Raw genomic sequence first — 23,040 nt, forward strand, 5'->3', positions numbered from 1 at the left:
GCACAAGCATTTAAGATAATGGCCATGATTGTACCATTGCTACTGAGTACACTGGTCATACCAGTGAAGGATCAGGCATCTGCGTTTAATGTACAGGCCGAAACGATTGGTGCCGTTTATTATGATCCTAGAGGAGTATCCACGGTGCTCCACATCTACAGCGACGGGACAAGCATTAAGTCATTGTCAGACATTAGTCAAGTTCCTTCGGACGCACGCTGGGTTACGTTCATGGTGATTTACATGGAGGGAGCCGAGATTTATTACAGCCGGGACGGTGTTACAACCGAGAAGAAAAAGATTAGCAGCTGGAACGAAATACCTGCCGATGTAAAGTGGCTGACATTAAGCAATTTTGATGGGTCCTTCAGCGAGAATCAGCTTATCTCCAACCAGCAATATACGTACAGCGTTGATGGAGTCAATGTATTAAGTGGTCCTGAAGTGCCGGCCAATGCGTTATGGGCAACATTGAGCTACTATACAACGACCTGGGCTGGCGAGGGTAGGGCCTTGAATTACAGTCGCTCCCGAGAGACTTACACACTTAATGTGGACCCTATTCGGAGCGCTTCGATTCGATCTAATGGGGCGGATCCCACCTATGCCAAAGCCGGCGATGAGGTGACCCTTAGAATTACTTCTCTTCCATCGCGGCGATTGACCGGCCTAAGTATAGCTGGACAGGCTGTGACGGCCAGCTCGAACGCGGACTTAACCGAGTCTTGGGCCACTGTTACACTAGGTCCCTCAACTCCTGAAGGGATAATAGATTTCCTCGTAGAATACGAGGATGGAAGCCAAGGCAGGACCTTAACGGCAACGACTGACGGAAGCTCTGTGCTTTTTGACAATACGCCCCCTTCCGTAACACTTACGCCATCCACATCGGATTGGACGCAGGATAACGTGATCATTAACGTACAATCGCAAGATCTTGGGAGTGGAATTCAAGTCGAAAAATGGGCAGAAGGCCGGCTCGATGCAGCATACTTCCGAAGCGGGGGCAACTTGGCTTCAGGTAAAGTTATAACTGCATATCAGAACGGGTGGTATACCTGGTATGCGAAAGATCGAGCGGGAAATGAAACGGTACAGTCCATTGAAATTGCAAATATAGATCGTATCGCGCCTTCCTTGAACCTGTCTTCTTCTCCGACGGATTGGACTTCAGTGGTTACCATATCAGCAGATGCCGTGGATCATGAGAGCGGAATCTACTTCACGCATTGGGCTCCGGGCGTCCAGCCTGTTTCGTTCTTTAAAAATCGCAGGGGAAACTTTTTTCGAGGCAGCTTTAATGTAACGAGCAATGGCGACTATACCGTTTATGCCGAAGATTATGCAGGAAATGCAGCGACAAGACAGATCGCTATTCATAATCTGGACGACATTCCGCCGGCCATTTCGTGGACACCTTCTACAATCGAACCAACCGCAAAGGATGTCGTCATTACGGTCGACGTCTCTGATCAGGAAAGCGGAGTCGATATCGTGAAGTGGGCGGCTGGACAGCAGCAGGCCTCTTATTTTGCCACAGGTGGCACGGAGGTGCAGGGTGCGAATTTCGCGGTTTCGGAGAACGGGTTATACACGATTTATGCCAGGGACAAAGCTGGGAATGAACAGTTGGAGACCGTAGAAATCACTAATATTTATAACAATGGGTCGAGTCTTCAACTATCTCTCGGCAATCCTGGCTGGACGAATATGCCCGTTCGCATTCAGCTCGATATTACGGGGAATGGAAGTGGTATCTCTGTTCAAAAATGGGCCTACGGCCAGCGGGATTCCCAATATTTCGAAAATGAAGGGACTCTGTTGGCGGGTACGAGTTTTACAGTTGACAGCAACGGGATGTATTCCGTTTATATCAAAGACAATGCCGGATATGAGGATGTGGCTGTTATCGAGGTTACCCGCATCGATCGAGAAGAGCCGGTCATATTGGAGCCGATACTGACCCCAGATACATGGACAAACCAGTCTGTTGAGGTAAAGGCAGATGCCACTGACAATTCAGGGATGGTATCTCGAATGAAGTGGGCGCCCGGTGTGCAGGACGATGTATACTTCCAGCAAGGCGGTGGGAAACCATTCCAAGACGTATTTCTCGTTGATATTAACGGAGATTATACGATTTATGCGGAAGACGCTGCCGGTAACGGGAGTGTGAGGGGTCTGAAGGTGAATAATATTGATGTGCAGCTGCCGATCGTGCATCTGCAGATCTCCACCGATCTGCCAACCAATGAGAACGTTACTGTGATGGCTGACGTTTACGGTACCCTCAGTCCGATAGCCGCGATGAAATGGGCGCCGGGGCAGCGGTCGATATCCTATTTTGGCACGCAGGGGACCGAATTTGACGGAGGCTTTGAGGCGGAGTTAAACGGATGGTATACCATATATGCCGAGAGCGCTGCGGGAAATAAGCAGATTGAAATGATTGAAATTCATAACATATTTAAGGATAAGCCTGTCATTCAGCTTGCAGCCTCCCCAACTGTACCGACGAAAGATAATGTAACGGTTACGGCTTCGGTTTATGCTCCGAACCCGATTGTCGATCGGAAGCTTGCGTATGGACAGCTTGATAAGGCTTATTTCAGCCACGGAGGTGACCTGTGGAGTGATCAGCTGGAGGTCCATGACAATGGCTGGATCACTTATTATGTACGGGATCATGCTGGCAATGAAGCGTTGAAGCAGCTGGAAATTACGAATATTGACCGTGAGAAGCCTGTAATTACACTGCTTGGTGATGCCAGCATTACGATAGTTCAACATACTGACTTTGTTGATCCTGGAGCGGTTGCAAGTGACAATATGGATGGTGACGTCACGGATCGTATCCAGGTTACAGGTCAAGTGGATTCATCGAAACCGGGACAATATATACTTCAATATTCAGTAACTGATCGCGCAGGGAATGAGGCCGAGGAAGTAATTCGAACCGTTACTGTTACGCCTCTGCCTGATAAAGGAGATTCGGAATGGCCTAATCCTTGGCCGGGAAGCGGAGGCACCTGGTCGGGTCCGCCTGCTGCTGATAAGGGAGAGGGGGATGGAGGGACTAAAGTGCCGATTCCTGGAAAGGGAACGGAAGAAACGCCTCCTGAACCAACGGTCCCTGACGCAGGTAAAGAACCTATGGCCTTGCATGATATTTCTGGACACTGGGCAGAAGTGGCAATACGAGCACTATATGATCGGGAGCTGGTGAAGGGATATCCTGATGGGACTTACAAGCCTGACCTTCCGGTTACCCGGGCGGAATTTGTTACACTGCTCGTGCGCAGCCTTCAATTGGACGGAGAAGGTAAGGCTCCTTTTACCGATTCAGCCGATCATTGGGCTAGCAGCGCCATCAATGCTGCAGTTGAACACGGAATTGTTGAAGGATACAGCAGCCGGGCCTTCGGTCCCAATGATCCAATCACCCGGGAGCAGATGGCTGTCATGCTGTCTAGGTCCGGCCAGCAAGCGGGCATTCTTTCCCGTGATTCCGATCCAGGAGAGCTATCCTTTAAGGATCAGAGCTCCATTTCAGCTTGGGCACGTGAACATGTATCTGCCCTCATTGATAGTCGGATGATGAACGGTTATCCTAATGATCGCTTCCTGCCTCAGGGGTATGCAACACGAGCCGAGGTGGCCGCAGTTATATACCGCTTTATCCTAACTCAAGAGCACCGCAAGTAAAATGAAAAAAGCTTACTTAAGGATTATGCCTTAATGTAAGCTTTTTAATTTTCCGAAAGGGGGCTTCAATAGTATGTTGAATTATCCTCCTGAAGCAGACCGAGCGTATTGGCCACCGCCACAGCTTTTCCTCTTCGGTCAACGTTCAGCTTTTCGAGGATTTTCTTAACATGGGTCTTGACCGTCTCTTGACTGAGGGTGAGGTTTGCTGCAATCTCTTTATTGGATAGACCTTTCGAGACCAGACGAAGCACTTCCTTCTCCCTTGCCGTTAAATCGTAGGTATGTCCTGCCCCCTGCGGGCTTGCAGATTGGAGGCGGGGCCCGGAAGGAGACGGGCTGGAATGAAGACTGGCTTTGATGGCGAATAATGCCTGGGAGGCAATGTTTCTCAAGACGGGAAATCGCTCGGGTACGAACGCTTTTGCGGTCATCTCGTTTTCTAAATATAATACGCCCAGAAGCTGCTCCTGAGTTATTACGGGAAGATAAAGTACAGATCCCTTTGGTGTGCGAGATGGAACATTTGCCTTAGATTCGATAAAGCCCTCTCCCTGTGCCGCGGCGGGTCCATACACAACCCCCTTCGTTTCTGCCGATTGATAAAGCAAATGTCGGTTAATCCGATGGGCGGACTCAAGTGGTTTATTCCTGAATGCGGTCTTCATCTGTCTGCCATCAAATTCTGCTTCAGTCACCACATGCCAGGTTCCGTCCTGCTGCATCAGCATGAATCCGCAATGAGCGCCGGCATTCATGACTAACAGCTGCATAAAGCTTTCAGCTACCCGCTTCATCTCCGTTTCCATAGTGAAAATATGTGAGGCCTGAACCACAGCGGCTAACTCCAGCACTTGCGGATAATTGGCTATATGTCCGGATAGGGGCATGGAACCTGCTCCGCCTAAGGCCTGGTCGGTTTTCTGCATTGTTTTGAGAGCGAATGCTTGTTGCGGCGGTTGAACCAGAATCGATTCGGAGGAGACTTGGTTCGTGGCATCGTCTTTGTATAGCGATGTAGTTATCTTGTTCTCAACAGCTAACTGATTTTGTTTAATTGATTCCATAATGTCTTTCATACTTGAATAACGGTCATCCGGGTCTTTTTCCAGCATCTTCATGATGAGCTCGGCTATCCATAGAGGGATGTTTACATCATGGAAGGGCTCAGGTTTCAAGGTTAGATGGGCGTGAGCCCATTGCAAAGCGTCTTGGGCAGCAAAAGGAAGCCTCTGACATAACAGTTCGTAGAACGTCATACCAAGTGAGTAGATATCGGCCCTTGCATCCAACTGATGAGCCATTCTTCCGGTTTGCTCCGGAGACATATAGACAGGGTTGCCTTCCAGGCTCCCATAACCGTTCGGCTCCAATTGCTCCTGGCGTGCGGCGTATCCGAAGCCCGTCAAATACACGTCCTGTGAGCTTTCCTGGATCAGGAGAGTATCGGGCCTGATATTAAGATGAAGAATACCGTGTGAATGGAGTTCATGCAGACGGTAGGCGGCCCGATCTAGCATCTGTATTAACTTTAGAGGAGATGCGCCGTGCCTTCGTACATACTCCCTGGCAGTAATAGCATGGATAGGGTGAAACTCTAGCACCATCATCGTTTTGAGCAAAGTATAGGATACGGGTCTCAGCAGCCCATCCATATTCAGATCTTTGAGAAAATGATATTCATGAATAAGCTTCGCGTTTTCGATTGTTGTTCGTACGCCCTCTTTAACGACTTTTAGGAGCATGGTTTTTCCGGTTCGTTCTGAACGGGCATACACTACCAGTAGATGTGAATCCTGGTAGACGATACTTGTGATCGTATATCCTGGGATTTCCAACATTTCGCTAGTTCCTTTTTCTCGGCCTGTAGTATGCAACTTCATCTATTGCCTCCTACTGTGGCTCGTTTTTATCAGTATACCATGCCTGTTGAGCAAGAGAGTGAAAGAATATAGGTTAACTCATGGCAGAAATCTATGTTTGGATTGGTGGTTATCAGGAAATATGAAAAAACACCCAAACACCCGCATTGGTGTGCGGATGCTGAGTGTTTTGGTGGATAGTATCTCAAGCTTAATTAAGGGTCATCAATTTATTCTTAGCCTTATCTTAGACATATAGTTACTCGCTTGCCCATTCATCCAGCTTGCTGTCTGTTGGCAGCAGCCAGGCAAGGAAGCCGAGGAGCGGAAGGAATCCGACGGCAATCATCACGTGATCAATGCCCCATGCGTCACCGAGATTTCCGAGAACGAGTGACCCGATGCCGCCCATGCCGAAGGCAAAGCCTGTGATTAGTCCTGATACCGTCCCGATATTCCCGGGATGCAGCATCTGTGCATAGACAACGGTCACCGAGAAGCTGGACAGGAGCACGAAGCCGCTAATAACCAGCAGTACCCCGGCCCAGAACGAGGATACGAACGGGAGTATCAGTGCAATTGGAGCTGTCCCGATCATGGAGAACATGATCATGTTGCGTCTGCCGTAACGGTCGGCCAGCGGCCCGCCGAAGAAGGTGCCTATCGCGCCGGAAGCCAGGAACAGAAAGATGTAAATCTGAGCGTTTTCTAAAGAGATCCGGTATGTGTCCATCAGATAAAAAGCATAATAACTGCTAATGGCAGCCCCGTACCATGAACGAATAAATACGAGGACAACGAGAACGATGGTGGCATTTCGCACGCTTTTGCGGCGAGCAGGACTGATCGTTTTGTTGGCTGCTCTTTTCTTGAAGGTGTAGCCTGCCTTGAGCATGCCGGCATACCACGTGGCGATGTAGCTCTGAACAAGGATGCCTGCGCCCGCAACAAAGGTAAAGAACATCGCGCCTGCCTGGCCGAAAGGAACGAAAATGAATTTGGTCAGCAGCGGAGCCAGGGATTGGCCAGCATTCCCGCCCACCTGGAAGATCGATTGAGACAATCCTTTTCGCATCCCGGCAGCCATATGGGCTACCCGCATGCCTTCCGGATGGAAGGTGGCTGAACCCAGTCCGATCAGAATAACGGCTAACAGAACCAGGGCATACGTTGATGCGTAGGCAAGCAGAAATACGCCGGCAAACGTAAAGCACATGCCGATAGGCAGCAGGATCGGGGTGGGTCTGCGGTCTGCTGCGTACCCGATCACCGGTTGGATAATGGAAGAAGTGAAATTGATAGCGAATGAAATCCAGCCAATCTGGGTGAAGGTGAGCAATAAGTTATCTTTTAATATAGGAAAAATGGCAGGAATCACCGATTGGATCGAATCGTTGAACAAGTGCACAAAACTGATGGCAAGCAGTATTCGGTATACGGTTGCCTGCTGGACACCTCCCGTTGCAGGATTGGGGGGAGGAGATGAAGCTTTATCAAGCGCGACGCCTCTGTCCGCCATATATGAAACTCCCTTCTTATGTAGGTTGTTGAATATAAGAACACGGATGACCTAACCTTAAAACCTTTTCGGATTGAAATCAATGGGGAATTCAACAAAATCCCGAAAGGGATTCATTAACCGAGATTCAGCGCTGGCTGCAAGCAAAAGATATTTTGGCAAAGGGCTTGCTATTTTTTCGTCTCCATGCTATATTACTAACTGTCGCTTTTTTCATATGCTTTATTGCTAGTTTGGATGGCATTGAAAAAAGGTGTTGACATAAGGTTGGTATCTTGGTATGATATAAACCTGCGCTGCTGATGAGGATTCATCAGGGACGCGCAAAATCAAGTTCTTTGAAAACTGAACAAATGGAACACGTCAATTGATAAAGTAACGTTTAAATTACGTTAGCTTCTAAATGAGCTTAATCGCTCTTGACAATACTCGACAGATTGGATTCGCTCAGCCGAGTGGAACCCCGATCTGACGAGATCGATCATCCTCTGGGTGGTCGTTGATGGAACACCTCATGACCTTCGGGCATGAGATTCCTTCCATCTTTATTGGAGAGTTTGATCCTGGCTCAGGACGAACGCTGGCGGCGTGCCTAATACATGCAAGTCGAGCGGAATCGATGGAGTGCTTGCACTCCTGAGATTTAGCGGCGGACGGGTGAGTAACACGTAGGCAACCTGCCCTCAAGACTGGGATAACTACCGGAAACGGTAGCTAATACCAGATAGGATATTTGGCTGCATGGCCGGATATGGAAAGGCGGAGCAATCTGTCACTTGAGGATGGGCCTGCGGCGCATTAGCTAGTTGGTGGGGTAATGGCCTACCAAGGCGACGATGCGTAGCCGACCTGAGAGGGTGAACGGCCACACTGGGACTGAGACACGGCCCAGACTCCTACGGGAGGCAGCAGTAGGGAATCTTCCGCAATGGACGAAAGTCTGACGGAGCAACGCCGCGTGAGTGATGAAGGTTTTCGGATCGTAAAGCTCTGTTGCCAGGGAAGAACGCCAGAGAGAGTAACTGCTCTTTGGGTGACGGTACCTGAGAAGAAAGCCCCGGCTAACTACGTGCCAGCAGCCGCGGTAATACGTAGGGGGCAAGCGTTGTCCGGAATTATTGGGCGTAAAGCGCGCGCAGGCGGTTCTTTAAGTCTGGTGTTTAAACCCGGAGCTTAACTTCGGGACGCACTGGAAACTGGGGAACTTGAGTGCAGAAGAGGAGAGTGGAATTCCACGTGTAGCGGTGAAATGCGTAGATATGTGGAGGAACACCAGTGGCGAAGGCGACTCTCTGGGCTGTAACTGACGCTGAGGCGCGAAAGCGTGGGGAGCAAACAGGATTAGATACCCTGGTAGTCCACGCCGTAAACGATGAATGCTAGGTGTTAGGGGTTTCGATACCCTTGGTGCCGAAGTTAACACATTAAGCATTCCGCCTGGGGAGTACGGTCGCAAGACTGAAACTCAAAGGAATTGACGGGGACCCGCACAAGCAGTGGAGTATGTGGTTTAATTCGAAGCAACGCGAAGAACCTTACCAGGTCTTGACATCCCTTTGACCCCTCTAGAGATAGAGGTTTCCTTCGGGACAGAGGAGACAGGTGGTGCATGGTTGTCGTCAGCTCGTGTCGTGAGATGTTGGGTTAAGTCCCGCAACGAGCGCAACCCTTGATCTTAGTTGCCAGCACGTAATGGTGGGCACTCTAAGGTGACTGCCGGTGACAAACCGGAGGAAGGTGGGGATGACGTCAAATCATCATGCCCCTTATGACCTGGGCTACACACGTACTACAATGGCTGGTACAACGGGAAGCGAAGCCGCGAGGTGGAGCCAATCCTAAAAAGCCAGTCTCAGTTCGGATTGCAGGCTGCAACTCGCCTGCATGAAGTCGGAATTGCTAGTAATCGCGGATCAGCATGCCGCGGTGAATACGTTCCCGGGTCTTGTACACACCGCCCGTCACACCACGAGAGTTTACAACACCCGAAGTCGGTGGGGTAACCGCAAGGAGCCAGCCGCCGAAGGTGGGGTAGATGATTGGGGTGAAGTCGTAACAAGGTAGCCGTATCGGAAGGTGCGGCTGGATCACCTCCTTTCTATGGAGAATCGCTCTCTGCAACGAGAGCATTCAAATAGGCTGACCGAAAGGTCGCCGATCCCTTTGCGAAAGCAAAGGCACACATTGACGTGCTTTCATTTGTTCAGTTTTGATGGAATTTGAGGGGCTATAGCTCAGCTGGGAGAGCGCCTGCCTTGCACGCAGGAGGTCAGGGGTTCGATCCCCCTTGGCTCCACCAATTCTTTTCCATCTAAACATTGATCCTTGAAAACTAGATAACGAAACGAATTTGCGTTTTAGAAATATCCTTTTGATGAAATTAAACTTGGCTTTGCGCCAAAACTAATTTCATCATAGCTGAACTTGTGTCACAACAAGTTTCAATAAAAGTAGCACGCGAAGGTTTTGAGATCATCGATCCTTTGGAGGTTTGTTTCCACCACTGAACGGTTTTATCCAATCAGGGAAACAAACGGACAACAGAGCGAGGAGCGCAAAACCGGAGCAAATGGTTAAGCTACTAAGAGCACACGGAGGATGCCTAGGCGCTAGGAGCCGATGAAGGACGTGGCGAACGACGAAATGGCCTCGGGGAGCTGTAAGCAAGCTTTGATCCGGGGATGTCCGAATGGGGAAACCCGGCTGGTGTAATAACCAGTCACTCACAGCTGAATACATAGGTTGTGAAGAGGCATACCCAGGGAACTGAAACATCTAAGTACCTGGAGGAAGAGAAAACAAGAGTGATTCCGTCAGTAGCGGCGAGCGAACGCGGAACAGCCTAAACCGAAGAGCTTGCTCTTCGGGGTTGTGGGACGTCTCACATGGAGTTACAAAGGTTTAGATTAGTTGAACAGGTCTGGAAAGGCCGGCCATAGAAGGTAAAAGCCCTGTAGTCGAAAATGTGAACCCTCCGAGACGGATCCCGAGTAGTGCGGGGCACGTGAAACCCCGTATGAATCTGCCAGGACCATCTGGTAAGGCTAAATACTCCCTAGCGACCGATAGTGAAGCAGTACCGTGAGGGAAAGGTGAAAAGCACCCCGGGAGGGGAGTGAAATAGAACCTGAAACCGTGTGCTTACAAGAAGTCAGAGCCCGTTCAATGGGTGATGGCGTGCCTTTTGTAGAATGAACCGGCGAGTTACGTTCCCATGCAAGGTTAAGGCGAGAAGCCGTAGCCGCAGCGAAAGCGAGTCTGAATAGGGCGAATGAGTATGTGGGCGTAGACCCGAAACCGTGTGATCTACCCCTGTCCAGGGTGAAGGTGCGGTAACACGCACTGGAGGCCCGAACCCACGTACGTTGAAAAGTGCGGGGATGAGGTGGGGGTAGCGGAGAAATTCCAATCGAACTCGGAGATAGCTGGTTCTCCCCGAAATAGCTTTAGGGCTAGCCTCGGAATAAAGAGTCATGGAGGTAGAGCACTGATTGGGTGCGGGGCCCGCAAGGGTTACCAAGCTCAGTCAAACTCCGAATGCCATCGACTTATGTCCGGGAGTCAGACAGTGAGTGCTAAGATCCATTGTCAAAAGGGAAACAGCCCAGACCATCAGCTAAGGTCCCCAAGTGTGTGTTAAGTGGGAAAGGATGTGGAGTTGCACAGACAACCAGGATGTTGGCTTAGAAGCAGCCACCATTTAAAGAGTGCGTAATAGCTCACTGGTCGAGTGACTCTGCGCCGAAAATGTAACGGGGCTAAACACACCACCGAAGCTATGGCTTGAATCGACTTCACTGCTTCTTTGAGGTTGTGAAGACCAGGATGAACATTTTTGTCAGACTTGCGATGAAATCAAGGATGACCAAATGCTTCTCGGGGATAAACACATCACTTCGAAGGCGGAGTGAAGTCGATTCAGGGGTAGGGGAGCGTTGTATACAGCATTGAAGGTGTACCGTAAGGAGCGCTGGAGCGTATACAAGTGAGAATGCCGGTATGAGTAACGAAAAGATCAGTGAGAATCTGATCCGCCGAAAGCCCAAGGTTTCCTGAGGAAGGCTCGTCCGCTCAGGGTAAGTCGGGACCTAAGGCGAGGCCGAAAGGCGTAGTCGAAGGACAACAGGTTGAAATTCCTGTACCACCATAAACCGTTATGAACGATGGGGGGACGCAGGAGGGTAGTGACGCGGACTGATGGATGTCCGTCCAAGCAGTGAGGCTGATGTGTAGGCAAATCCGCACATCGTAAGGCTGGGCTGTGATGGGGAGTGAAAATTACAGTAGCGAAGGTCATGATCTCACACTGCCAAGAAAAGCCTCTAGTCAGGTGAAGGTGCCCGTACCGCAAACCGACACAGGTAGGCGAGAAGAGAATTCTAAGGCGCGCGGAAGAACTCTCGTTAAGGAACTCGGCAAAATGACCCCGTAACTTCGGGAGAAGGGGTGCCTCGGTAGGGTGAATAGCCCGAGGGGGCCGCAGTGAAAAGGCCCAAGCGACTGTTTAGCAAAAACACAGGTCTGTGCGAAGCCGTAAGGCGAAGTATACGGGCTGACGCCTGCCCGGTGCTGGAAGGTTAAGGGGAGCGGTTAGGAGCAATCCGAAGCTGTGAACCGAAGCCCCAGTAAACGGCGGCCGTAACTATAACGGTCCTAAGGTAGCGAAATTCCTTGTCAGGTAAATTCTGACCCGCACGAATGGCGTAACGACTTGGGCGCTGTCTCAACGAGAGATCCGGTGAAATTTTAATACCTGTGAAGATGCAGGTTACCCGCGACAAGACGGAAAGACCCCATGGAGCTTTACTGCAGCTTGATATTGAATTTGGGTACGATCTGTACAGGATAGGTGGGAGCCTAGGAAACCTGAGCGCCAGCTTGGGTGGAGGCGCCGTTGGGATACCACCCTGATCGTATCTAGGTTCTAACCTGGTGCCCTTATCGGGTACAGGGACCGTGTCAGGTGGGCAGTTTGACTGGGGCGGTCGCCTCCTAAAGAGTAACGGAGGCGCCCCAAGGTTCCCTCAGAATGGTTGGAAATCATTCGAAGAGTGCAAAGGCATAAGGGAGCTTGACTGCGAGACCAACAAGTCGAGCAGGGACGAAAGTCGGGCTTAGTGATCCGGTGGTACCGCATGGAAGGGCCATCGCTCAACGGATAAAAGCTACCCTGGGGATAACAGGCTTATCTCCCCCAAGAGTCCACATCGACGGGGAGGTTTGGCACCTCGATGTCGGCTCATCGCATCCTGGGGCTGAAGTAGGTCCCAAGGGTTGGGCTGTTCGCCCATTAAAGCGGTACGCGAGCTGGGTTCAGAACGTCGTGAGACAGTTCGGTCCCTATCTGTCGTGGGCGTAGGAAATTTGAGAGGAGCTGTCCTTAGTACGAGAGGACCGGGATGGACGTACCGCTGGTGCACCAGTTGTTCCGCCAGGAGCACGGCTGGGTAGCTACGTACGGAAGGGATAAGCGCTGAAAGCATCTAAGCGTGAAGCCCCCCTCAAGATGAGATTTCCCAATTCGTAAGACCCCTTGAAGACGACGAGGTAGATAGGTTGGAGGTGGAAGTGCAGCAATGCATGGAGCTGACCAATACTAATCGGTCGAGGGCTTATCCTACAAGCTTTACGAAGTAAAGCTCGCTACGGAAGCATATGCTAACCCCGATACAACATTGGGGTATGCTACGGATAATATAACGCAAATCGTTTCGTATCTAGTTTTCAGGTGATCAAAACATCTGAAATCAAGCTGCATGTCCTTTATAAGGATTGATATTTTCTCGCAGCGATTTTGAGAAGCGGAAGCTTCGAAAAATCATGTCTGGTGGCGATAGCGGAGGGGTTCCACGCGTACCCATACCGAACACGACCGTTAAGCCCTCCAGCGCCGATGGTACTTGGACCGAAGGGTCCCGGGAGAGTAGGACGTTGCCAGGCGAACAACCGAATAAAGCCCGTTATCGAATATTCGATAACGGGCTTTATTATTTACAGCATGAATGGTTAAGGAAATGAAATTCATGTAGTCAGTCTAATTATTATTGAGTATGGAGTAGTCGGCTCAAATTTTTGCATGAAGAATATGGGGGAACTCTGCCGCCAGACAGGTATAAACTAAGTTCTCTCGGCTGGTGTCCGTTGACCGTAAGGCAAGACGGTGAGCGTCGTCTGCATCGGCTGTCCGTTTCTGATCCATGTTAGCGTGTAGGATCCCCGGGCTGCATAGAGGTTACTTTTTCCTCGAGTTGGTCATAGTTCTGGATACAATGATCATCCGCCTGCACTATGACATCACCTGCCTCGATAATGCCATCTGCAGACGTATTAGGAATAACCTCGAGGACCTTGGTGCCAGACACTTCGTGATCCTGGTATGTATAATGCTGAACACCGATCCAACTAGTCCAGAAGGAAGAGCGGATGTCTTTGCTATCCTCAAGCACATATTTCATATTCTGCATAAAACGATACGTACCAAACGCCATATTGTCCATCATCATATACTCTTGTTCACTGGCCCAGTGTCCAGTGTATTCAATCGCGACCAGTGTTCCATCAGCATGCTCTTCGAGCGTCCATATTGTGAACTCTCCGGCTTCGTTCTGAAGGGCCAGCTTCTTGTATGGAATCAGCTCAACGATCTTACCTCGGTAAGAGACGCCCCACCCATAATCCAGTTCGACAATCCCTCCTACGGTCAGGTCGATTCGACAATGACGTGTCTCCCAGCGGTTTCGCTCCTCGGGATCGGTTAATGCGCTCCATGCTCGTTCTGGTGTCGAGCGGATCAGAATCTCTCTTTTGACATGGTTAAAAATGTTTCCCATACTAAGACTCCTCCTCAAGATATTGTTTCAATCGATTCAGCTTGTTGTCCAGAATACGTCCGATTTCATTCTGAAGACGCTGATACTCTACTTCGAAAACAGGGGTATTTAATCGGTAAAAGCAATATTTACCTTCCCGTCGCTCGAGTACAAGCTTCTCTTCTAACAAAATAGCAAGGTGTTTCTTAATTGCAGGCTGTGAGATGGTAAACGACTTTACAATCTCCAATTGGGGAAGTTCCCGTTCAGCTAACATATTCAGAATCTGTCTTCGGATGGGATCGGATATAGCCCGGTATATATCGCTCATCCAGTATCTCCTTCCTGAATAAAATATAACCATAAGGTTATATGAAATAGATTAATCCTATTCAGCATAGATGTCAAATTTTTTATAAAAACAACTATTTACAATACCAAAACACTAGTGTACTATTTAACTATGACACCAACACGGATGAGGAGTGGAAACATGAACGGATCATATGCGCCCGCCGAGCGGGAGGCGCACGGGGGAGCCGGAAATGCAGCAATGGCGGTCTCGGAAACCAGCCAAGCGGTTCTGTCAGTAGCAGGCGTGACGAAAGCGATCGGCAATCGAAAGATTGTCGACGGGCTGACCTTTGATATTTACCGGGGGGAGGTTGTAGGTTTGCTAGGCCCTAACGGTGCAGGCAAGACAACAACCATCCGGATGATTGTAGGCCTGATTGAAATGACCAGCGGTGATGTGTTCGTCCAGGGGCATAGTATTAAGAAGGATTTTGTAAATGCAATTCGTTACATCGGTGGGATTATCGAGAATCCCGAGTTCTATCCATACATGAGCGGCTATGACAACTTGAGACAGTATCAACGCATGGCCGAGGGTGTGAGCATCGGAAGGATTATGGAAGTGGTGAAGCTGGTCGGACTGCAGGATGCGATTCATAAGAAGGTCCGCGCCTACTCGTTAGGGATGCGTCAGCGGCTTGGGATCGCCCAGGCATTGCTGCACAGCCCTTCCATCCTGATTCTGGATGAGCCGACGAACGGACTGGATCCGGCAGGCATTCGCGAAATGCGAGATTACTTGAAGAAGATTGCTAAGGAAGAGGGCATATCCATACTCGTCTCAAGTCATCTTCTGTCGGAGATGGAATTGATGTGCAGCCGGGTTGTAGTCATTCAGGAGGGCAAGCTGTTAACCGAGCGCTTGATTGGTGAGCATTCGGCGGATAATGTTCAGCAGCAGGTGATGATCTCGCTACGAGTAAACGATGTCGAGCTGGCACAGCAGACAGCGAAGCTTCATCAAGGGATCCAGGTGCTGGACGCGCAGCCGGATAACGGGACAGTCACAGTACAGCTCCCAGAGGAGGATATCCCTTCACTTGTGGATTCCTTGTCTGCAGCAAGAGTAAGAGTCTACCGCATAGAAGAGTGCAAGTCCTCGCTTGAGGATGAGTTCCTGAAATGGACAGGAGGGAATCGCATTGCGTAGCTTTGGGTATTTGCTCTGGAATGAGTGGTTGAAAATGTTTAAGAAACGCAGCTTCTTTATACCGTATCTTTTGCTGGCAGGGATGGTCATTTTTGTGGCGTTTATTCTGTCCGAGTTCGCGCAGGGTTCGGCGGATGGCTATGGTTTTGCGGAGATGGCGCTGTCGACAAGAGGTATGGGGGCCATGCTGACACTGCTTGCGATTGTTATGACGGCCGGCACCGTTTCGAAGGAGCACAGCATGGGCACGATCAAGTTTTTGCTGATTCGGGCGCAGACGCGGACCAAGATTCTGGCGTCGAAATATGTCATGGTGCTGATCTACTCCGCAACGCTTGTTGTTTTTCTCGGAGTGATTGCTGTATTGACCGGACAAATTGTGTTTGGCCCGGGGGATGGGGCCGGGGCGACTACGTTCAGTGAGGTGCTTAGGGCCGGCGTTTACAACTTGGTGTATACTGCCGTCTATGTGACTTTGGCCTTCACAGCTGGCATTCTCACCCGATCCACAGGATCGGCCATCGGTATCGGCATGTTTATGATCGTGGCGGAAAGCCTCGCCGTCCAGCTGCTAGCCAGATATAGCTGGTCCAAATATTTGCTGTTTTTCAACGTCGATCTGTCCATGTATGATGGAGGCGCCGGATCAGTATTTCCGGGCATGAGTTTAATGTTTTCTATTATTGTTCTCGCTGCATACCTTCTCTTCTTTCTTATGGCTGGATTTATCACGTTTAATAAACGGGATGTCGCCTAGGAAAATGAGCTAGTGCAAACAACGCTAGTATAGGTGCATGTAGGGAAGAGTGGCCGAAAGGAGTAACGGGAGCATGAGTATTGAGTTCGATAATAACCTGCCGATCTATTTGCAAATTATGACTTACCTGAAGAAAGAAATCGTGATCGGAAAGCTTCGGCCCGGTGATAAAATTCCATCTGTCCGTGAGCTTGCAGCAGAGCTGCAAATCAATCCGAATACAGTGCAGCGAACCTTTCAAGAATTGGAGCGTGAAGGTATCGTGGAAACACGTCGCGGCTTGGGCCGATTCGTAACCAGTGAGGAAGAGAAAATTATGACGATAAAAAAAGAGATGGCTGGCGAACTGCTGGAGAATTTCATCAAAGGCATGCAGGAGCTGGGCTTTGAAGAGCAAGACATCGTAGCGATCGTAACCGATGCGGTGAAACCATAACCGGTAATAGGAGAAGGGAGAATGTACAGCATGGATCAACTGCTTCAATTCGACCATGTCAGTAAAGTATATATGCGAGGAAGAACAGCTCTTAACAACGTATCCCTGAACATTGGCAGCGGAAAAATCATCGGACTGCTGGGGACCAACGGGAGCGGAAAGAGCACCTTTATGAAGATTGCCGCCGGACTGCTGCAGCCCTCCTCAGGCCATGTGACGATCAGCGGAACCCCGGTCGGGCTTGATACCAAGTCTATCGTCTCGTTCATGCCGGACCGGCCGCTGACGGAAGCATGGATGAAGGTGTCGGATGCGGTCGCATTTTTTCAGGATTTCTACCAGGACTTCGATGTCCAGAAGGCACACAACATGCTGGAATTTATGAATATTCAGCTTAACGATCGAATCAGCGCGCTGTCCAAAGGGATGAATGAGAGACTGCAGCTGACGCTGGCACTGTCCCGCAATGCCCGGCTGTATATGCTGGATGAACCGATCGGAGGGGTGGACCCGGTAGCCAGAGGCAAAATTCTGGACGCGATTGTGGAGTTCTATAATGAGGACAGCTCACTGATCATTTCCACACATCTTGTAAGGGACATTGAACGAATATTTGATGAAGTTGTGTTTATACGAAATGGTGAAATTGTGCTGCATGATGAAGTTGAGAATATCCGCATGAAGCATGGAAAAAGTGTAGATGAGATGTTCAAAGGGGTGTTCGCGGAATGATAAGGCTTCTGAAATACGACTGGAAACGCAACTCTACCACGGTGCTAGGAGCACTCGTAGTTCTGATCATTGCTCAAATCGCCATCATGGTCATGGGATTCATGTGGGGATGGCTTCCGGCCGCTATGCTGGGTCTCGGTATCATGGCCTACAGCTCCGTTGGTGTGCTAATGGTAGTGCTTGTGGTGAAAACCTTCGACTATAACATCAAGAGCTATCAGCGGCGTCTGCTCCCCCTCCATTCCATATGGTCGATTCTGTCCCCCTTGCTGATGGGGTGTCTCGGTGTGCTGTGCTTAGGTGCAGTGGTTCTGCTTCACTTGTGGATGTACTTCAACCTGCTTGGTCTTCACGATTCCAGCTTGGCATTCCACACCGTTTTCGATAATTGGGACTACCTGAAGGCACTGATCATGCTCGTTTGGAACTTTATCTTCCTGATGCTGACGATTTTCTTTGCTACTGCAGTATCTAGAACTACATCAAGTAGAGCCGGAGTCTGGATCGGCATCCTTACATTCCTTGTGCTGCACTCTATCATCGGATGGGTGTCCCAAAAGCTGTTTGGAGATGGATACTGGTCGCAAAGCGGGTCTATTAACGAAGAAGGAGTGTTCTTTCAACTTGGCCCGGTGGGTCAGTCCTGGGGGGATGCGATACTTGAAGTTATAGTCTCCATCCTCCTCCTGTATGCAACAGCATATCTGATTGAACGGAAGGTAGCAGCCTGAGCAAGTCGCGGTTATTACGAAATATGGGTTTTAAAAATAGACAACGAAGGCAAGCTCGGTGACCGAATGGGCCGAGCTTGCCATTTCTTTTACCATCAAACATTATAACGTTATATTCACATCGCTATGAATCTATGCTATGCTAGGGAAGACAGTAAGATGGATAGCAGTAACTGGAACGGATTCATTAAGCAAATGGCTCAGGACAGTCAGTATAGGAATTGCAACAGGGAATGGGAAAGGAAGGGATGAGGCCATCTTGGAAAAGCAACTCGTAATTCGCAATGTCCAGACGGTACAGGGTACATCAATGGATATTGTCGTTGAGAACGGCCGGATTGCGGCTATAACCCCGGCTAACTCGGCCCAGGGGGATAAAGTGTATGACGGCTCGGGACAGTATGTCTCCAGCGGCTGGATCGATATGCATGTGCATGCGGTTCCCGGATTGGATCCCTACGGTGACGAAATTGATGAGATTGGCGTCAAGCAAGGGGTAGCCACCATTGTAGACGCAGGCAGCTGCGGTGCAGACCGTATCGGAGAACTGGCGCAGGATGCAGCGCGGGCCAAGACCAACGTGCTCGCATTCCTGAACATTTCGCACATCGGGCTGGAGCGCATTGATGAGCTGTCGAATCTGGACTGGATTGATGCTGAGCGCGTCATGGAAGCGCTCGGGTCTTACCGGGATATAATTGTCGGACTGAAGGCAAGGATTAGCCGGAGCGTCGTTAAGGAGCAAGGAGTGGAGCCGCTGCGGCGGGCGAGGAAGCTGTCGCTTGATACATCGCTGCCGCTGATGGTGCATATCGGCTCAGGCCCTCCCGGGATTGAACAGGTCATTTCCCTGCTGGAGAAGGGCGACATCGTTACCCATTACTTGAACGGGAAGGCGAACAATCTGTTCACCCCGGATGGTAACCCGTTGCCGGCGCTTCAGGAAGCTATTGCGCGCGGGGTACATCTGGACGTCGGGCATGGAACTGCCAGCTTCTCCTTCCGGGTCGCCGAATTTGCCAGAAGACACGGGATTGCCCCGAACACGATCAGTTCGGATATTTACAGAGGTAACCGGTTGAACGGCCCGGTGTACAGTCTGGCTCATGTGATGTCCAAGTTTTTGCTGCTGGGCTACAGCCTGAACGAAGTGATTGCAGCAGTGACTGAAGCAGCAGCCGTCTGGCTGGGAAGGCCTGAGCTTGGGCGGATCCAGGTTGGGGATCCTGCGCATCTGACGCTGTTTACCGTCACCGAGGGGGATATTGAACTGACGGACTCCGAGGGAGAGACGAGAATTGCCAAACGATATATTGAGCCAAAAGGAGTTGTGGTCCATGGATCATTCACTGCATGCTAAATACGGATTGAAGCGAGTTGTTAATGCGAGCGGGCGCATGAGCATTCTCGGGGTGTCAGCCCCGACGGATACGGTCATGGAAGCGATGAGAATCGGCGGACAGAGTTATGTGGAAATTGCCGATCTGGTGGACAAAGCTGGCGACTACATCGCCCGTATCCTTGGATCGGAGGCTGCGGTCGTGGTGAACTCGGCTTCCAGCGGCATCGCGCTGTCCGTGGCGGCGATTGTGACCCAGGGCAACCGCAGACGAAGCGACAGGCTGCATCAAGAACCGATCGCGAACAATGAGATCATCATGCTCAAAGGGCATAATGTTCAGTATGGGGCGCCGGTAGAGACGATGGTATACCTTGGCGGCGGCAAAGTCGTTGAGGTGGGGTATGCCAATGAAGGCCGCAAGGAGCATATTGAGGAGGCCATCGGCGAGCATACCGCGGCTATTTTATATGTGAAGTCCCATCACTGTGTTCAGAAGAATATGATATCGGTTGAGGAAGCCGCCGAGGTGGCACGGGCGCATGACATTCCGCTGATCATCGATGCGGCAGCCGAGGAAGACATCCATAAATATGTGAAGTACGGCGATCTGGCTATATACAGCGGGTCGAAAGCGATTGAAGGGCCCACCTCCGGCATCGTGGGCGGCAAGCGTCAGTATATCGAATGGGTGAAGGTACAGCTTCACGGCATTGGTCGCAGCATGAAGGTGGGCAAAGAGACCACGTTTGGCTTGCTGCAGGCGCTGGATGAATACATCGTCAAGGAAGACAAGAGTGAGCAGGAGAAGGCCGCGCTGGAAGCCCTGAAGGGGCTGTCTGCTCTCTCGGGCATCGAGGTTGCGATTGTGCAGGATGAGGCAGGACGTGCGATATTCCGGGGCCGGGTGAAGGTGAATCCGGATGAGGCAGGCGTGACAGCCAAGGAGATGAACGATCAGCTCCGCGAGGGCGCAATTGCCATCTACACGAGGGACTACGGCGTGCGTCAGGGTTATTTCGATATCGATCCGCGCTCTTTGGCGGGAGACGATTTGCAGGTCATTATTTCAAGAATTCAGCAAATAGCAGGAGGCAAATAATTATGGCAAACATCGATAACAGATTGTACAAGAACCGGACTGCGCTGAACGTCCTGGCTGGCAGCATTCAGAATGCAAAAGAAGTATTCGAAGCGGCGGAAGGATATGTGCTCGTTGGCGTTCTCTCGAAAAATTATCCCACTGTGCAGGAAGGGGTAGCTGCGATGAAGGAGTACGGGGCAGCGATTGAAGATGCCGTGTCCATCGGTCTTGGGGCAGGCGACAATCGTCAGGCCGCTGTCGTGGCCGAGATTGTAAAAAGCTACCCGGGCACGCATATCAATCAGGTATTCCCGGCGGTAGGAGCCACCCGGGCCAATCTTAACGGTGCTGACGGCTGGATCAACAGCCTGGTGTCCCCGTCCGGACAGGTCGGCTATGTGAATATCTCCACGGGGCCGTATAGCGCGGCTAACAGCGAGCATGCGGTTGTGCCGGTTAAGGCGGCAATTGCTCTTGTGCGTGATATGGGGGGCAATGCCCTGAAATACTTCCCGATGCAGGGGCTTAAACTCGAAGATGAGTATCGAGCAGTTGCTAAGGCATGTGCCGAGGAGGGCTTTGCGCTTGAGCCGACCGGCGGCATCGACAAGGACAACTTTGAAGCGATTGTCCGCATCGCACTGGAAGCCGGGGTACAGCAGGTCATTCCGCACGTCTACTCGTCCATCATCGACGCCGCGAGCGGAGATACGATCGTGAGTGATGTTCAAGAGCTGCATCAGAAACTTAAAGCGCTGGTGGATCAGTATGCCTAAGGTTATCGCTGCGTTCGGCGAGGTCATGATGCGGCTTCAGGTTCCGGGCTACGCATCCTTGGCACAGGAGAGTCATCTGAATTATTCCTTCTCGGGAACGGGTGTCAATATTGCGTCTGCGCTGTCGCGCCTCGGACATACCGGTTATCTGATCAGCACGCTGCCGGATAATCCGCTCGGGGAGGCAGCCTTGGCCTACCTGCGTAAGCTTGGCATCCATACCGGATTGGTCAGCAGGGCTGGCAAATATATCGGCATGTATTTTCTGGAGAACGGCTTTGGCGTCCGTCCGGGCAGGGTCACTTACACCGACCGGCTCGGCAGCAGCTTCAACACCGCGGGAGACGATGTCTACGACTTTGAAGCGATCGCTGACAGCATTGATCTGGTGCATTTTTGCGGGATTACGCTTGCGATGAATGATCAGGTACGCTCTCAAATGAAAAGCCTCGCCCGTGCCGTCAAGGCCCGCGGCGGCAAGGTGGTCTTTGACTGCAATTATCGGCCTTCCTTGTGGGGGACGGACCGCTATGCTTATGCCAGACCGCATTATGAAGAGATGCTGTCCTTGGCGGATGTGGTGTTCATGAATGAGAAGGATGCGATGTACATCCTGGGACTGACCACGACGAAGACGGAACGCCGGGCGCAGCTGGAGGAGTTGATTCCACAGGCGGCAACCAAGTATGATATAAAGGTTGCAGCCGGCACTCATCGCAGCATTAACGGCGATAATACGCATTCTTTGCAGGGATATATTTATACGGGGGGCGCTTTCGAATATTCGAAGCAACTCACCTTCTCGGTTCACGACCGGATCGGGGCCGGGGATGCGTATGCAAGCGGCATAATTCACGGCACCCTTGAAGGGTATGACCCGAAGCGAACCGTAGAGTTCGCAGCCGCTGCCGGAATGCTTGCGCATACCGTGACCGGGGATACGCCTACGGCCAATGAGCGCGAGATTGTCCAGGCGATGAATGAGCACATGTCAGATGTTGAAAGGTAAGATCAGAGATGACGATTACACGGAAGAACGGTCCGCTATATTTGCAGATCAAAAAAATTATAAAAGACCGCATTCTGCACGGCGTCTATCCGCTCGGGTCCCATATTCCGTCCGAGCCGCAGCTGGAGCGGGAATTCAACGTCAGCAAGATGACGATCCGCAACGCAATCCAGGAGCTGTACCAGGAAGGTTATGTGGACAAGCGAAGCGGCGTGGGCACCATTGTGATCCGCAACACCTCTTTTTCTAAGCTGTCCAAGGGCAAACGCTTCACCGAGATTCTGGTCGAGGAAGGTCATCAGATCCAGAAGCAGCACCTGAGCTTTGGCTGGACGCAGCCGGAGCCGGGCACCGAATTGTACGAGAAATTCGGCGAACGCTGCCGGTATATTGAGCGCCTGTATTTGCTGGACGGTCAACCGTACATTCACTATATTCATTATATTTCATCCAGAGTTGACCTGGGGGAGGAGCTTGATCAAAGCGAGCTTCCCTCACTATATGACCGGATTGAAGAGAGCAGAATCACGCTGGAGCAATTCCGTGACCGGTTCACGGTTGCACCGGCGCAGGAGGAGACCGAACGGCTGCTCGGGGTGAAGCCGGGCACACCGCTTCTGAAAAGGCTCCGCTCCTCCTATGATGCCGAAGGCTCGATTATAGAGTACAGCATTGGCTACTACAACACGGAGCTCCAGCATTATTTGATCACCTATGATCTGTAAGACCTCCAGTTCTGTCGATGGCTCCCGGTTATTGTCCGGGGTCGGCCCGGCA

At 50.9% G+C, this 23,040-nt stretch carries 15 protein-coding genes, 1 tRNA gene and 3 rRNA genes; 15 read left to right on the forward strand and 4 right to left on the reverse strand.

Going from position 1 to position 23,040, the window contains the following annotated elements; all coding sequences use genetic code 11:
- Positions 1-24 precede the first annotated feature (24 nt).
- Positions 25-3,705 carry an S-layer homology domain-containing protein gene (locus MKX64_RS12560; protein ID WP_179292214.1) on the forward strand — a complete coding sequence of 1,227 codons (3,681 nt, stop codon included), beginning with the start codon at positions 25-27 and terminating at the stop codon, positions 3,703-3,705.
- A gap of 65 nt (positions 3,706-3,770) precedes the next feature.
- Here MKX64_RS12560 and MKX64_RS12565 read toward each other — a convergent pair whose 3' ends face one another.
- Both MKX64_RS12565 and MKX64_RS12570 read right to left on the reverse strand, forming a co-directional pair.
- Positions 3,771-5,588: a protein kinase domain-containing protein gene (locus MKX64_RS12565; protein WP_095267884.1), complete on the reverse strand. Its 1,818-nt coding sequence runs from the start codon at positions 5,586-5,588 to the stop codon at positions 3,771-3,773.
- Positions 5,589-5,826: 238 nt separating this feature from the next.
- Positions 5,827-7,086 (reverse strand): MFS transporter, encoded by a 1,260-nt coding sequence (locus MKX64_RS12570; protein WP_095267885.1) that lies wholly within the window; start codon positions 7,084-7,086, stop codon positions 5,827-5,829.
- A 545-nt stretch (positions 7,087-7,631) separates the two neighbouring features.
- Between MKX64_RS12570 and MKX64_RS12575 the strand changes: the two genes are divergently transcribed.
- The 4 genes from MKX64_RS12575 to rrf all read left to right on the forward strand — a co-directional run bounded on the left by MKX64_RS12575 (position 7,632) and on the right by rrf (position 13,026).
- Positions 7,632-9,184 (forward strand): 16S ribosomal RNA (locus tag MKX64_RS12575).
- A gap of 125 nt (positions 9,185-9,309) precedes the next feature.
- Positions 9,310-9,385: transfer RNA gene (locus MKX64_RS12580), tRNA-Ala, on the forward strand.
- Between the two features lie 272 nt (positions 9,386-9,657).
- A 23S ribosomal RNA gene (locus MKX64_RS12585) occupies positions 9,658-12,706 on the forward strand.
- A gap of 203 nt (positions 12,707-12,909) precedes the next feature.
- Positions 12,910-13,026 (forward strand): 5S ribosomal RNA (gene rrf / locus MKX64_RS12590).
- Together the 16S, 23S and 5S rRNA genes with 1 tRNA gene alongside form the textbook arrangement of a ribosomal RNA operon.
- 260 nt (positions 13,027-13,286) lie before the next feature.
- Here the strand turns inward: rrf and MKX64_RS12595 are convergent.
- Together MKX64_RS12595 and MKX64_RS12600 are read right to left on the reverse strand one after the other, a co-directional pair.
- Complete coding sequence (locus MKX64_RS12595; RefSeq protein ID WP_244908299.1) at positions 13,287-13,916, reverse strand: SRPBCC family protein; 630 nt, start codon at positions 13,914-13,916, stop codon at positions 13,287-13,289.
- A gap of 1 nt (position 13,917) precedes the next feature.
- Positions 13,918-14,226 carry a metalloregulator ArsR/SmtB family transcription factor gene (locus MKX64_RS12600; protein WP_095267497.1) on the reverse strand — a complete coding sequence of 103 codons (309 nt, stop codon included), beginning with the start codon at positions 14,224-14,226 and terminating at the stop codon, positions 13,918-13,920.
- 222 nt (positions 14,227-14,448) lie between these two features.
- Between MKX64_RS12600 and MKX64_RS12605 the strand changes: the two genes are divergently transcribed.
- The 10 genes from MKX64_RS12605 to MKX64_RS12650 all read left to right on the forward strand — a co-directional run bounded on the left by MKX64_RS12605 (position 14,449) and on the right by MKX64_RS12650 (position 22,988).
- Positions 14,449-15,399 carry an ABC transporter ATP-binding protein gene (locus tag MKX64_RS12605; RefSeq protein WP_244908300.1) on the forward strand — a complete coding sequence of 317 codons (951 nt, stop codon included), beginning with the start codon at positions 14,449-14,451 and terminating at the stop codon, positions 15,397-15,399.
- Positions 15,392-16,156: an ABC transporter permease gene (locus MKX64_RS12610; protein WP_095267499.1), complete on the forward strand. Its 765-nt coding sequence runs from the start codon at positions 15,392-15,394 to the stop codon at positions 16,154-16,156. The genes MKX64_RS12605 and MKX64_RS12610 overlap by 8 nt, the downstream gene beginning before the upstream one ends.
- Positions 16,157-16,229: 73 nt before the next feature.
- Complete coding sequence (locus MKX64_RS12615) at positions 16,230-16,592, forward strand: GntR family transcriptional regulator (RefSeq protein ID WP_095267500.1); 363 nt, start codon at positions 16,230-16,232, stop codon at positions 16,590-16,592.
- A gap of 30 nt (positions 16,593-16,622) precedes the next feature.
- Positions 16,623-17,324, forward strand: a complete 702-nt coding sequence (locus MKX64_RS12620) for an ABC transporter ATP-binding protein (RefSeq protein WP_095267572.1) — start codon at positions 16,623-16,625, stop codon at positions 17,322-17,324.
- The gene (locus MKX64_RS12625; protein ID WP_095267501.1) at positions 17,321-18,055 is read left to right on the forward strand and encodes a hypothetical protein; all 735 of its coding nucleotides are present in this window, start codon (positions 17,321-17,323) and stop codon (positions 18,053-18,055) included. The genes MKX64_RS12620 and MKX64_RS12625 overlap by 4 nt, the downstream gene beginning before the upstream one ends.
- Before the next feature lie 310 nt (positions 18,056-18,365).
- Positions 18,366-19,415 (forward strand): amidohydrolase/deacetylase family metallohydrolase, encoded by a 1,050-nt coding sequence (locus tag MKX64_RS12630; RefSeq protein ID WP_425320452.1) that lies wholly within the window; start codon positions 18,366-18,368, stop codon positions 19,413-19,415.
- Positions 19,393-20,496: a DgaE family pyridoxal phosphate-dependent ammonia lyase gene (locus MKX64_RS12635; RefSeq protein WP_095267503.1), complete on the forward strand. Its 1,104-nt coding sequence runs from the start codon at positions 19,393-19,395 to the stop codon at positions 20,494-20,496. The genes MKX64_RS12630 and MKX64_RS12635 overlap by 23 nt, the downstream gene beginning before the upstream one ends.
- Positions 20,497-20,498: 2 nt before the next feature.
- Positions 20,499-21,254, forward strand: a complete 756-nt coding sequence (gene dagF / locus MKX64_RS12640; protein WP_095267504.1) for a 2-dehydro-3-deoxy-phosphogluconate aldolase — start codon at positions 20,499-20,501, stop codon at positions 21,252-21,254.
- Complete coding sequence (locus MKX64_RS12645; protein ID WP_155618806.1) at positions 21,247-22,263, forward strand: sugar kinase; 1,017 nt, start codon at positions 21,247-21,249, stop codon at positions 22,261-22,263. The genes dagF and MKX64_RS12645 overlap by 8 nt, the downstream gene beginning before the upstream one ends.
- 8 nt (positions 22,264-22,271) lie before the next feature.
- Positions 22,272-22,988: a GntR family transcriptional regulator gene (locus MKX64_RS12650; protein ID WP_095267506.1), complete on the forward strand. Its 717-nt coding sequence runs from the start codon at positions 22,272-22,274 to the stop codon at positions 22,986-22,988.
- The last annotated feature ends 52 nt before the right edge of the window (positions 22,989-23,040 follow it).

This window comes from Paenibacillus sp. FSL M8-0334, assembly GCF_038000405.1.
In the GTDB taxonomy this organism is placed as follows: domain Bacteria; phylum Bacillota; class Bacilli; order Paenibacillales; family Paenibacillaceae; genus Paenibacillus_AQ; species Paenibacillus_AQ campinasensis.